Annotated in this window: 12 protein-coding genes and 2 tRNA genes; 5 read left to right on the top strand and 9 right to left on the bottom strand. The window is 65.3% G+C overall.

The window, feature by feature from the left end; all coding sequences use genetic code 11:
• Positions 1–79: 79 nt before the first annotated feature.
• The 5 genes from BT183_RS03610 to BT183_RS03590 all read left to right on the top strand — a co-directional run bounded on the left by BT183_RS03610 (position 80) and on the right by BT183_RS03590 (position 1,960).
• The gene (locus BT183_RS03610) at positions 80–499 is read left to right on the top strand and encodes a VOC family protein (RefSeq protein ID WP_072339097.1); all 420 of its coding nucleotides are present in this window, start codon (positions 80–82) and stop codon (positions 497–499) included.
• Between the two features lie 177 nt (positions 500–676).
• Positions 677–1,138, top strand: coding sequence for a YcbK family protein (locus tag BT183_RS03605; protein ID WP_072339095.1), 462 nt, complete (start codon positions 677–679; stop codon positions 1,136–1,138).
• 68 nt (positions 1,139–1,206) lie between these two features.
• Positions 1,207–1,281, top strand: a tRNA-Glu gene (locus BT183_RS03600).
• Positions 1,282–1,334: 53 nt separating this feature from the next.
• A tRNA-Glu gene (locus BT183_RS03595) sits at positions 1,335–1,409 on the top strand.
• A gap of 89 nt (positions 1,410–1,498) precedes the next feature.
• On the top strand, positions 1,499–1,960 hold the full coding sequence (locus BT183_RS03590; protein WP_072341467.1) for a PACE efflux transporter: 462 nt from the start codon (positions 1,499–1,501) through the stop codon (positions 1,958–1,960).
• Here BT183_RS03590 and BT183_RS03585 read toward each other — a convergent pair.
• From BT183_RS03585 to BT183_RS03545, 9 genes are all read right to left on the bottom strand, one after another.
• Positions 1,929–3,440 (bottom strand): lipopolysaccharide biosynthesis protein, encoded by a 1,512-nt coding sequence (locus tag BT183_RS03585; protein ID WP_072339093.1) that lies wholly within the window; start codon positions 3,438–3,440, stop codon positions 1,929–1,931. The genes BT183_RS03590 and BT183_RS03585 overlap by 32 nt on opposite strands.
• Positions 3,441–3,563: 123 nt before the next feature.
• A complete protein-coding gene (locus tag BT183_RS03580) occupies positions 3,564–5,459 on the bottom strand; it encodes an ABCB family ABC transporter ATP-binding protein/permease (protein ID WP_072339091.1) in 1,896 nt (631 codons plus the stop codon).
• A complete protein-coding gene (locus BT183_RS03575; protein WP_072339089.1) occupies positions 5,459–5,785 on the bottom strand; it encodes an ArsR/SmtB family transcription factor in 327 nt (108 codons plus the stop codon). Before BT183_RS03575 ends, BT183_RS03580 begins: the two co-directional genes overlap by 1 nt.
• Before the next feature lie 68 nt (positions 5,786–5,853).
• Complete coding sequence (locus BT183_RS03570; RefSeq protein ID WP_143145648.1) at positions 5,854–7,311, bottom strand: LysM peptidoglycan-binding domain-containing protein; 1,458 nt, start codon at positions 7,309–7,311, stop codon at positions 5,854–5,856.
• Between the two features lie 60 nt (positions 7,312–7,371).
• On the bottom strand, positions 7,372–8,976 hold the full coding sequence (gene cimA / locus BT183_RS03565) for a citramalate synthase (RefSeq protein WP_072339085.1): 1,605 nt from the start codon (positions 8,974–8,976) through the stop codon (positions 7,372–7,374).
• Between the two features lie 6 nt (positions 8,977–8,982).
• The gene (locus BT183_RS03560; protein WP_072339083.1) at positions 8,983–9,456 is read right to left on the bottom strand and encodes a GFA family protein; all 474 of its coding nucleotides are present in this window, start codon (positions 9,454–9,456) and stop codon (positions 8,983–8,985) included.
• Complete coding sequence (locus tag BT183_RS03555) at positions 9,443–9,826, bottom strand: VOC family protein (RefSeq protein WP_072339081.1); 384 nt, start codon at positions 9,824–9,826, stop codon at positions 9,443–9,445. The genes BT183_RS03560 and BT183_RS03555 overlap by 14 nt, the downstream gene beginning before the upstream one ends.
• Positions 9,823–11,325, bottom strand: a complete 1,503-nt coding sequence (gene cysS, locus BT183_RS03550) for a cysteine--tRNA ligase (protein WP_072339079.1) — start codon at positions 11,323–11,325, stop codon at positions 9,823–9,825. The genes BT183_RS03555 and cysS overlap by 4 nt, the downstream gene beginning before the upstream one ends.
• A 264-nt stretch (positions 11,326–11,589) precedes the next feature.
• Complete coding sequence (locus tag BT183_RS03545; protein WP_072339077.1) at positions 11,590–12,192, bottom strand: cytochrome c; 603 nt, start codon at positions 12,190–12,192, stop codon at positions 11,590–11,592.
• Positions 12,193–12,315 lie beyond the last annotated feature (123 nt).

Genomic DNA, 12,315 nt, shown 5'->3' with positions numbered 1-12,315 from the left:
CTCGGCTGTTGTCGAGGCCCCGCTGTGGCGCTAGGGAAACAGCCCCTGCTCATCTTCTAACCTCAAGAAGGCCGATGCGATGAAATATCTTCACACCATGGTGCGCGTCACCGATGTCGATGCCAGCCTGCGCTTTTACTGCGAAGGCCTCGGGCTCAAGGAAATCCGCCGCTCCGAGAACGAGAAGGGACGCTACACGCTGATCTTCCTTGCCCCGGAAGGCCAGCCCGACGCGCAGGTGGAATTGACCTATAACTGGGACCCGGAAACCTATAGCGGCGGGCGCAATTTCGGCCATCTCGCCTATGAAGTCGACGATATCTACGCCACCTGCGCGCATCTGCAGGCAATGGGCATCACCATCAATCGTCCGCCGCGCGACGGCAACATGGCCTTCGTGCGCTCGCCCGACGAGATTTCGGTGGAGCTGCTGCAGAAGGGCAAGCCGCTGGCGCCTGCCGAGCCCTGGGCCTCGATGCCCAATACCGGTAAGTGGTAAGAGCCGCTTAACCACGCCTCTTAGGGCCGGCTTAGCCAAGCCGGTCTAGCTTCCCCCCATCCTGGTCGCCGCGGCGCCGCCAGTCATTTCGCAGCGGGCAGCGCTGCGCTCTGGCAGGGTGGTGCGTCACGTCGCGACGGCCGGGGTTCGCCAGTTCTGCGAACCGGGGAAGCGACGATGAAGAAACTGATAGGCGCCCTGCTGATGACGGGGCTCGTGGCGGGCTGCGCACCGCTGGCCTTTTTCGCCTCGAGCAATGGCAGCGGTTACAGGGGGCTCGATCGCTCGCTGGGCACGTTCATTGCGCACGACAATGTCAACGCCATCTGCCTGACCCCTGCCCTGCGATTCGTGATCTGGGATTTCGAGGGCCATTTCGGCAAGAAGGTCGTGATGAATTCGGGCTATCGCGACCCGTTCTACAACGGCAAGGTCGGTGGGGCCGACGCCTCCTATCACATGAAGTGCATGGCGGCCGATTTCTACATTCCCGGCGTGCCCAAGGAGAAGCTGATCGCCTATGGCATGCGGCACAGCGGCGTTGGCGGGCTGGGCTGCTACTACAACCACCCCTTCATCCATGTGGATGTGCGCGAGCGCCCGCGTGGCCGGAAGACGCCCGTCACTTTCAGCTGCTGAGGGTGGAGAAAAGCGAAGAAAGTCTCTTGCGCTCAGCAGCTTCGCCGCCTATACGGTGCCTCGCGTTAGCGCCCTTCGTCTATCGGTTAGGACGCCACCCTTTCACGGTGGAGAGAGGGGTTCGATTCCCCTAGGGCGCGCCACGCACTTCCTCAGGATTGACTTTCGTCATGATGAGGACGATCTGACTAAGACCGCGCCCATCGTCTAGCGGTCAGGACACCGCCCTCTCACGGCGGGAACAGGGGTTCGATTCCCCTTGGGCGCGCCAATCCTCCTGCGGGACGCAGGATCTGCGAGGACGACCTCCCCCATCAGGGCAAGGCAGTCGGGACGACCCGGCAGTTGAAGGAGGCGCCCATGCGCACCACACGCGATCGTATCCGCCACGCTTTGTGCTTCGAGGTGCTCGGGCTCGCGCTCGTCACCCCGCTCGGGGCGCTCGTCTTCCATATGCCCCTGCATGATGTCGGCATCGTCAGCCTCGTCGCCGCCACGGTCGCGATGGGGTGGAACTATGTCTACAACCTGGGCTTCGACCATGCCATGCGCCGGCTGAGGGGCAGCGTGGTCAAGACGGTGCCGATTCGCATCGGCCATGCCGTGCTGTTCGAGCTGGGGCTGCTGACCATGCTGCTGCCGTTCATGGCGTGGTATCTGGGCATTAGCCTGTGGCAGGCGCTGATCATGGACCTGGCCTTTGCCGGCTTCTACATGGTCTATGCCTTTGTCTTCAACTGGGGCTACGACGTGGTCTTTCCGCTGCCCAAGGCGGCGGGTGAGGACGATCTCAACGCCCCGCGCGCTTCCGCAGCCGGCTGATTTCCTGTGCCGCTGCCTGACGGCAGGCAGGGGCGGCGGCGAGCGCGGCGACGAGCGTGGTGGCTGAAACGAGCGCGAACAGCGGCAGCGCCGGCCACCCTTGCATCAGATCATCGGGCAGCGCCCAGCGCCAGGCCAGCGTGACCGCTCCGGCCGCCGCCAGCGGCAGCACGATATCGTCGCGCAGATATTGCCGGCGCAGGTCGGGCAGGCTGTCATCGAAGCCGAAACGAGCCACCACGAGAAACATGGCGCAGCTGGTGAGCGCCGCGGCGATGGCGGCGCCCGTGACGCCGGCGACGGTCGCGCCGAGCACCACGCCGGGCACGATCAGCACCAGCCCCAGCATGTTCACGCGCCGGTTGAGTCGCGTCTCGCCAAAGCTCACGCGCAACTGGTTGGGCATGCCGGTAAAGCTGTGAACGAGCTGCCCGATAACGAGGATAGTGAGGATGGGCGCGGTTGCGGCGGCCACATCCGCCTGCCCCGTCCAGAGGGTTAGAGCGGGCTGGGCAAAGGCGGCAAGCACCAAAGCAGCGGTTCCCAAGAGCGCGCATTTGAGCTGCGACACGAGGTGGAAGGTGTAGCGCAGATTGACCATGTCGCTGCGCGCCACCAGTTGGTTCATGCGGGGAATGACCGAAATCGACAGGGGTCCGGAGACGAGGATCAGCGCCATGGTCGCGAGCGAAGCCAGCGCGTAATGGCCATAATCGGCAAGCCCGACGAGGCGCGGCAGCAGCAGCTTGTCGGCCTGCGAATAGAGCATGTAGGTGCCGCTGATCAGGAACACGCCGAAGGCAAAGGGCGCGGCGGCCTTTAGCACCGGCCAGGAGAACCGCCCCCGCCGCGTGGCCTTGGGCAGGGCGCCGACGGCAAAGCCGAAGAGCACGGCGATGCTGACGATGCCCGCGATCACCTGGAAGATGAAGAACGCCTCGATGGTCGGCGAGATCAGCGCCACGACGAGTGCCGCTCCGCCATTGCGGAGGGTGACGATAAAGGCATAGACGACGTTGAACCGCACCTGCCGCTGCAGGCCGATGATGGAGGCGCGATAGATCCCCTCCATGACCCGCAGGGCCACGACGACGCCCATCAGCATCACCGAAAGCTGCACGCTTTGATGGGAGAGGCTGCCGGGCTGCAACCATCCGCCGGCGATAAAGCCCGAGGCCAGAGCGATGACGATGGCGGCAAGCGTGCAGAAACCGGCCAGAACGAACTCGGCGCTGCGCAGCAGGTCGCGCACCTCCTCGGCGGTACCCTGCCCGCCGGTGAAACGCGCCATGGTGCGATTGACGGTGGCGAGGATGCCGCCATCGAGCAGCGCCACCATCAGGTGCAGCACGGTGAAAAAACCCACGAGCCCATAGGCCTCGATGCCGAGGAACTGGATGTAGACCGGCACGAAGGCGAGCTGCATCAGGGCCGACCAGCCCTGGCCCAGGAAGTTGGCGATCAGGTTTACGCGCAGCATTATCGGCAGGTCGTCCGCTGGGGCGCCTCGATGCGGTGCACGCGACCCTCAATCGGGACGCGGCGCCGCAAGGGGCTGCGGCAGTTCCTAGCGCGTTTCGCCCTCGGTTGGATACCCGCGAGGCTAGACGCTGGTGCGCGCCGGCCCCAGCAGTCCCTCGGCATCGGCCGCCACGCGCCGGGCCCGCTCCTCGGCCTCGGTCGCTTCGCGCTGCCGGCTCCACATCTGGGCGTAAAGCCCCTGCCGGCCGAGGAGATCGAAATGCGTGCCGCGCTCGGCGATCTGGCCATCCTTGAGCACGATGATCTCGTTGGCGTTGACCACCGTCGAGAGCCGGTGGGCGATCACGAGCGTCGTGCGGTTGGCCGACACCACGTCGAGCGCCGACTGGATATCCTGCTCGGTCTTGGTGTCGAGCGCCGAGGTCGCCTCATCGAGAATGAGGATCGGCGGGGCCTTGAGGATGGTGCGCGCGATGGCGACGCGCTGCTTTTCGCCACCCGAGAGCTTGAGGCCGCGTTCGCCCACCTGGCTGTCATAGCCCTTGGGCAGCGTGGCGATGAAGGGGCCGATCTGCGCCATGTCGGCGGCGCGGCGCACCTCCTCGTCATTGGCGTCGGGCCGGCCGTAGCGGATGTTGTAGGCGATGGAGTCGTTAAAGAGCACCGTATCCTGCGGCACCATGCCGATCCTGGCGCGCAGGCTCTCCTGCGTCACGTCGCGCAGATCCTGCCCGTCGATGGTAATGGCGCCCGAACCGACGTCGTAGAAGCGGTAGAGCAGCCGCGACAGCGTCGACTTTCCGGCCCCCGAAGGACCCACCACGGCTACGGTATGGCCGGCGGGGATCTCGAAGGACACGCCCTTGAGGATCGGCCGTTCGGCATCATAGGCGAAATGCACATCGTTGAAGCGGATGACCGGCCCGGTGACCGCGAGCGGCTTGGCGCCGGGGCGATCCTCGATCTCGGGCTTCTGGTCGAGGAGCTTGAACATCTCCTCGATGTCCGTCAGCCCCTGCCGGATTTCGCGATAGACGAAGCCGATGAAGTTGAGCGGGCGGTAGACCTGCATGAGGAAGGTGTTGAGCAGAACGAAATCGCCCAGCGTCAGCGCGCCACTCATGACGCCATTCACCGACATGATGCTGATGACGATCAGCCCGGTGTAGAAGATGGCCGCCTGCCCGAAATTGAGCACGCCGAGCGAGGTCCAGATGCGGATGGCCGAGCGTTCATAGCCGGCCATCGCTTCGTCGAAGCGGCGCGCCTCCATCTTCTCGTTGGCGAAATACTTCACCGTCTCGAAATTGAGCAGGCTGTCGATGGCCTTGGAGTTGGCGTCCGTGTCGCTCATGTTCATGTCGCGACGGATGGAAATACGCCAGTTCGAGGCCTTGATGGTGAAATAGAGATAGGCCCAGACCGTCACCACCAGCACGCCGAGATAGGAGATCCCGAACATCACGGCAAAGATGATGCCGACGATGATGAACTCCACCAGCGTCGGGGCGGTGTTGAGCATGGTGAAGCGCACCACGGTCTCGATGCCCTTGGTGCCGCGCTCGATGACGCGCGACAGCCCGCCCGTCCGCCGCGCCAGGTGGAAGCGCAGCGAGAGCCGGTGCATGTGCTCGAAAGTCTCGTTGGCGAGTCGCCGCACCGCATGCTGGCCGACGCTGGCGAACAGCACGTCGCGCAATTGCTGAAAGCCGGCATCAAAGACGTTCGCCAGCCCATAGGCGATGACGAGCACGATGGGCACGGCCAGCCCCATGACCAAGGGGCCATCGGGCGCCGCGCCATCGAGCGAATCGACAATGCCCTTGTAGGCGAAGGGCACGAGCGTGATCGCGACCTTGGAGACCAGCAGCGCCGCGATGGCGAGCATGACTCGCAGGCGCAGATCGGGCCGGTTGTCGGGCCACATATAGGTCCACAGATTGCGCACCGTGGAGAGGAGCGCGCCCTCGTCACCGGAAACCTTGGGCTTCCCGGCCGGCCCGTTCTGCTGGACCATCAGGCGAGTTCGTTTGCGAGGTGAGGCGTTGCCGTGGGCTTGCACAGGCCGGAAAAGAGCCCGCCACAGGCCTGGTTGACTGCGGCCAGCCGCTCGATGCGCAGGGTGTAGCAATTGCGCGTGCCGCGCGCCTGCCGCTCGATCAGCCCGGCATCGAGCAGCACCTTGATGTGCTGGGAGACCGTCGATTGCGCCAGGGGCAACGACTGCGTCACATCGGTGCAGCAGCAGGGGTTCTGCCGCTGCGCCGCGAGCATGCGCATGATGGACAGCCGCACCGGGTGGCCGAGGGCCCGCATCACGCCGGCCAGATCTTCGTCCTGCATGGGACCCTCTTTAATCGTCGAACACCGATATAGTGCGAGGGCCCCTGCCAGACAAGTGCGCGCCGGGCTCAGCGCCCGGCCGTCTCGGGGATCGCGAGCCTCTGGCCGGGGAAAATCAGGTCGGGATCGGCGATCACTGCGCGATTGGCTTCGAAGATGACGCGGAAATGCCGGCCGGCACCATAGGCGCGACGGGAAATGCCCCAGAGCGTATCGCCACGCACCACGTCGTAGTCGGCTGCGATCCGCCGCTGCGTCTCCGGCAGTGCAGCGGACGGGCTGCGGCGTTCGGCGGGGACGGGCGCGGGTGGGGTGCCCTGCGCCTGCGAGAGCTGGACGCGAGGTGATGGCGCGCCTGCGGGCGGCTGAGGCGCCTCGGACGGCGTGCGCACCGGGGGCGGCAGCGGCGGCGGCGGCATCTGGGGTATGGCGGGGGTCTCGGCGGCGCGGTCGGCCGGCGGAGGCGCGCTCGTTGCACTGACCGATCCGGTGGCGGGCGGCGTGACGGGCGCGATCTGCGCGAGGCCCATCGCGAGCCCGGCGGCCTGTTCGTGACGCTGACCCGTCAGCGCGCGCCCCGTTGCAGTTTCGGGCATGGGCCAGACGAGGCGCGAGGCCACGCGGATGCGCTGTGGCGCGATCTGAGGTTCGCTGCCGCCGAGTGCCGTGCCCAGAGCGACGAGCGGCGGCGGAACGGTCGCAGCGCCTGCGGCCCGTGAGGTGGCGACATGGAGGCGCCAGTCGCTGCGCGGCGTCCCCAGGGCCTCCGCCTGCCTTAGCCTCGGCAGCACGAGCCGGGCCGCGCCGGTAGCGGTGCTGCGGACGTCTGCTTCAGAAATGGCGGCAAGCCGCAACCGCCCTTCGACTTGCGCATCGCCCAGAGGCGGCGCAAGGCGTGCGGCGGCGCGGAGCATGTCGGGTTTGAGGCGCGTGTCGGCGACCGCGCGACCTGTGACCCGGGCCTCGGCCAGCGGCGGGACGAACATCAGCGGCGCCCGCGCATCGGCCATCGCGATCTCGCGCCGATTGCCGGCCCATTTGCCAACGGGTTGGGCGGAGGCCAGGGGTGGGCGCAGAAGGGCCGCGCCGCGGAAAATCTCGCGCAGCCTTGGCGGTTGGTCCCCGGCCGATCGCACAGCGCCCTCGGCGATGCCGATGAGGGGACGGAGCGCCGTGGCGCCCTGTGCCGCGCCCTGCCCGGAAGGACGCACCCAGCCGGCCGCCTGCCCAGCTGCCCGCACCAGAAGCGTCGGCGCGGCGACAGGCTCCTGAAGCGCGGACTGCCCGGTTTCGAGACGCGAGGGGCCTTGGGTGACATCGGCGGCGGCGGGCGTGGTGGCGGGCACGCCGGGTGGCAAGAGGCCGCGTTCCACGCTCTGCTGGCGCAGGCACGCCGCCCAACCCTTGCGATTGGCAAGGCACCCGATCAGCGTCGGCCCGATGGTGAGCGAGACGACGACGAGCACGGTCACCGCGGCGCCGGCCACGGAGACGAGGATCATGCGCCTGCGATCATCCCTGGCCATGGGACCCTCCTGCCCAAGCCATGCGCGGGCCCAACGGCCCATACCGGCCTGCCCCGCGACTCACGGCCGGAGCGGTTGCGCTCCAACCTTCAGCAGTTTGTAGGTTAGCGATTCATAAAGAGCTTCGAAAGACGCATCGATGAGGTTGGGCGATACCCCCATCGTGTACCAGCTCTCGCCCGTGCCATCGCGGCTTTCGACCAGTACACGGGTGACCGCGCCCGTGCCGCCGTTGAGGATCCGCACCTTGAAGTCGACGAGCTCGAGATCCTCGATATGCTCTGAATAGCGCCCCAAATCCTTGCGCATCGCCAGATCGAGCGCGTTGACCGGGCCGTTGCCTTCGGCCACCGACATCAGCAGGTCGTCGCCGACGCGGATCTTCACCACCGCCTCGGTCATGGTGATGAGCTCGCCACGGGCATTGTGCCGCCGCTCGACGCTGGCGCGGTAGCTCTCGACGGTGAAGAAATCGGGCAGCGTGCCCAGCACCTTGCGGGCGAGGACGACGAAGCTCGCATCGGCGCCATCATAGGAATAGCCGCGCGATTCCCGCTCCTTGACAGTCCGGAGCAGCTTGTCGAGGCGGCTGTCGTCCTTCTCGATGGCGATGCCGTGGCGCGACAGCGCCGTCAGCAGGTTCGACTTGCCCGCCTGCTGCGACACCATGATGTTGCGCTCGTTGCCCACCGTCTCGGGCGGCACGTGCTCGTAGGACGAAACATCCTTGGCGATGGCCGAGGCGTGGATGCCCGCCTTGGTCGCGAAGGCCGAAGCCCCGACATAGGGCGCCTGCCGCGCCGAGCCGCGATTGATCCGGTCATCGAAGGCGCGCGAGATGCGGGTGATGTCGGCCAGCTGCGCTTCGCTCAGCCCCAGGGCGAAGCGCTCGGCAAACACCGGCTTCAGCATCAGGGTGGGAATAAGGGTCACGAGATTGGCGTTGCCGCAGCGCTCGCCGATGCCATTGAGCGTTCCCTGGATCTGGCGAACGCCGGCCAGAACCGCCGACAGCGTGTTGGCCACGGCCTGCCCGGTATCGTCATGGGCATGGATGCCGAGCCGGTCGCCCGGTGCCACGGTCTGCACATCCCTGACGATATCGGCGATCTCGCTGGGCATGGTCCCGCCGTTGGTGTCGCACAGCACCACCCAGCGGGCCCCGGCATCGATGGCCGTCTTCACGAAGCGCAGGGCATAATCGCGGTTGCTCTTCCAGCCATCGAAGAAATGCTCGCAATCGATCATCGTCTCCTTGCCCGATGCGACGGACGCGGCGACGGAATCGGCCATGTTGCGCAGGTTTTCGTCGATGCCGATGCCCAGGGCAGTGGTGATCTGATGGTCCCAGGCCTTGGCGACGAGACAGGTGGCAGAGGCGGCCGAACCGATCACGGCCTGCAGGCCGGGATCATTGGCGGCCGAGCGCCCTGCCCGCTTGGTCATGCCGAAGGCGGTAAAGGTCGCGCGCCGGGTACGCTTTTGCGAAAAGAACGCATCATCGACGACATTGGCGCCGGGATAGCCCCCCTCGATGTAATCGACGCCCAGATCCTCGAGCAGCCGGACGATCGAAATCTTGTCCTCTACAGAGAACTCGATGCCGGCCGTCTGCGCACCGTCGCGCAGAGTGGTGTCGAAGATATAGAGGCGTTCGCGATCCATAAGCGTCTACTCGCGGTTCTTTGCCGGCCAGTCGGCCGTGTCATGGTCGGGGTGCTGGTTGGAGTGGATGCCGGCCATGAAGTCGCGCCATTCGGGGCCGGCATCGTCACGCACCGGCAATTGCGCCAGATGATCGAAAAAGCCAAGCTTGTCGGCAGGGTTGACCTGGATCTGCGGGGCCACCGCCTCGGGATCGTCGAAGGCGCCTATGGCGAGTTCGAGCCCGAAGCGCGTCTCATAGGCGAGCGGGGTGCCGCACTCCCCGCAAAAGGCGCGGCGCGCGGCGTTGGAGCTTTGAAACCACTTTGGTTCTCCGCGTGTCCAGTGCCCGTCATGGGTGGTGACCAGCGGGCCGAAAAAGCCGCCAAAGGCCTTCTGGCACATGCGGCAGTGGCAGATGGAGCCACGGCCGACGAGCTTGGTGGCGAACCGGACGGCGCCGCACTGGCAGCCGCCCGTCAGGGTCTCATTCCGGGGCATGACACACCGCTTCTATGTTGTTTCCATCCGGGTCGATGACGAAGGCGGCGTAATAATTGGGGTGGTAATCGGCGCGGATGCCGGGCCCGCCATTATCCTTGCCGCCGGCGGCCATGGCCGCGGCGTAAAACGCATCGACTTCGGCGCGATTGCGGGCCGCGAATGCGGTGTGCCGGCCGGGACCGGCATCCTTGGCCTCGCTCAGCCAGAACACGGGCTGCTCGCGGCCATAGCCCACGACCTTCCAGCCGCCGGTATACTGCTCGGGCACTTCCATCAGCATGCCGCCGCCCATGGCGCCGAAGATGGCGTCGTAGAAGGTCTTGGCCTTGGCATAGTCGGTGACGTGAATGCCGGTGTGGTCGATCATCGCTTCAGCTCCCATTTGGTCCGGCGCTCGCCGGTGACGGGATCCTTCTCATCTCGCAGTACGACACCCCATGTCAGGAGACGTGCGCGAATTTCATCTGCATCCGACCACTGACCCATCAGGATAAAAGCCGTGCGTTGATCAACGAGCGTCTGAATTTCCTGTTCCTCGGGTACGCTCGCCATTCGATCGCGATACCATGTGTCAAAGCTTTCGAGGTCGACGCCCATTAAGTTGATCGCATAAGCGAATAAAGGCGCGCTTTCTTTGCTAAGCTTCTTTCTCAGCCCATCAATTGCAGTGACCGTACGAGAGCAATTTATATCGTCCAGGAGAGCGTCTACGAATTCGGGGAGGTCATTATATAGATCTCCGGAATATTGGCCTGCGGCAGAGCGAAAGTCCGCAACTGGATCGGCCTGCACTAATGCCTCGTACCAAGACACCAGTTTTGCTTCCGCCTCCTGCAATCGCCGTACAGTGAAATCTATGGGCTCGCGATAATGGGTCATCAGCATAGCCAGGCGAAGCACTTCGCCGGGCCATTTGCGGCCGCCGAATTTCTCGGTCTCGAGCAGTTCGTGGATGGTGATGAAGTTGCCTTCGGACTTCGACATCTTTTTGCCCTCCACCTGGAGGAAGCCGTTGTGCATCCACACATTGGCCATGACATCGGTGCCATGGGCGCAGCGGCTCTGGGCGATCTCGTTTTCGTGGTGGGGGAAGATGAGGTCGAGCCCACCGCCATGGATATCGAAAACTTCGCCCAGATAGGCCGCCGACATGGCCGAGCACTCGATATGCCACCCCGGCCGGCCGGTGATCGTCACCTCACCATCGGGGAGATGGAAGTGGGCGGGCCAGCCGGGCTCGCCGGCGGACGAGGCCTTCCAGAGCACGAAATCTTCCGGGTTCTTCTTGTGGGCATCGACGGCAATGCGCGCGCCGGCCTGCTGGTCCTCGAGGCGGCGCTGCGAGAGCCTGCCATAGTCGGGCATCGAGGCGGTATCGAACAGGATTTCTCCATTGGCGGCATAGGCATGGCCGCGTTCGATGAGATTTTGAATCAGGGTCGTCATGTCCGCCTTGCCATCGGCGCGAGGCAGCACGAATTCGGTGGCGCGGGGCTGGACGGTGGGCGCAAGGCAGCCCAGCGCCGTCACGTCCTTCTGATATTGCGCGGCCGTGGTCTCGGTCAGCCGGCGGATCGCCTCGTTCAACGGCAGCTCGGGAAAATCACGCGCCGCCCGCGCGTTGATCTTGTCGTCCACGTCGGTGATGTTGCGGACATAGGTGACGTGGTCGGCGCCATAGACATGCCGCAGCACCCGGAACAGCAGGTCGAAGACGATGGCCGGGCGGGCATTGCCGATATGGGCATAGTCGTAAACCGTGGGCCCGCACACATACATGCGCACATTGCCCGGATCGATCGGGGTAAAGACATCCTTGGATCGGGTAAGCGTATTGTAGAGCCTGAGCTGCGGGCCGGACGTCATGGAATTCCTCGCGGGCGGACACGGGGTCACGCGCGCGGCGCTCGGGTTCTTTCAGCTCAAGACAGGGATGAAGAAAACCAGGCCGCGCGACTGTGGTCAGCGGCTAATAATCGAGCAGCAGATGCCGATCAACGAATTGGTTTTCATCCCACCACCTTGCTTTGCCTCAGGGGCAAAAGCAAGCCCTTTCCCCGATGGCCGACGGACACGCCGCCGGCCATGAGCGATGAGGGATCGCGCGTTGTGCGCAGGTGATGGACCGGCCTAGAGGCGATATTTGCCGTGGCACTGGCCGCAGAGGCCGCCGAGCGTCTCCACAGCCTTGACGTAGCCCGCCTGATCGCCCGCCCCGGCTGCCGTTTTCATCGCGAGCGCCGCCTGCTGGCTTTGCTCGAAGAGGGCGGAAAATCCGGCCCAGTCCTCCCAGGCGATGGGCAGGGCGCTGTTGGTGAGGGCCGACTGCGACCGCTGATCGAACAGGGGAATGAAATCGACATAGTTCTGCAAGAGCGTGGTGGCCGCCTCTTCAGCGGCGGCGCCGGTGAGCCCCGCGGCGCTGCGCAGTATGCCGCCATTCTCCTTCATCTTGTTCTCGCGCGTCGTGACGAGTTCATCGGGCGACATGCTGGCGATGGCGGGGTCGGGTGCGGGCAGCGCATCCTGCGCGTGCAGCGGCACCATGTTGCCGAGGGCGATGATCGTGACGGCGGCGGCCAGGCTCAGGCGGTTCAGTCGCATCAGGGGCTCCATCGCTTTCCGGCCGGTCGCATGCTCGATTTCGCGGTCGCGTGCCCGGCACAGCGAGACTACCTTGGCCGCTGAGAAGCGACATCGGCGGCTGTTCACGTTGGCATCGCGGCCGATCATTTCGGCGTGAGGCGGAACCTTTGGGAGGGGGCGGCGTTTCGCGCAGCATTGCGCGGCCACCGATGACTGTGCGGCGTCGCCGTTTCGGCATATTGTCGGGCTAGGCGATGCGCAAGGAGACTC

Source organism: Devosia enhydra (assembly GCF_900119845.1).
Classification (GTDB): domain Bacteria; phylum Pseudomonadota; class Alphaproteobacteria; order Rhizobiales; family Devosiaceae; genus FPKU01.
The sequence above is the reverse complement of the archived record's forward strand: the minus strand, read 5'-3'. Positions and strand labels throughout refer to the sequence as shown.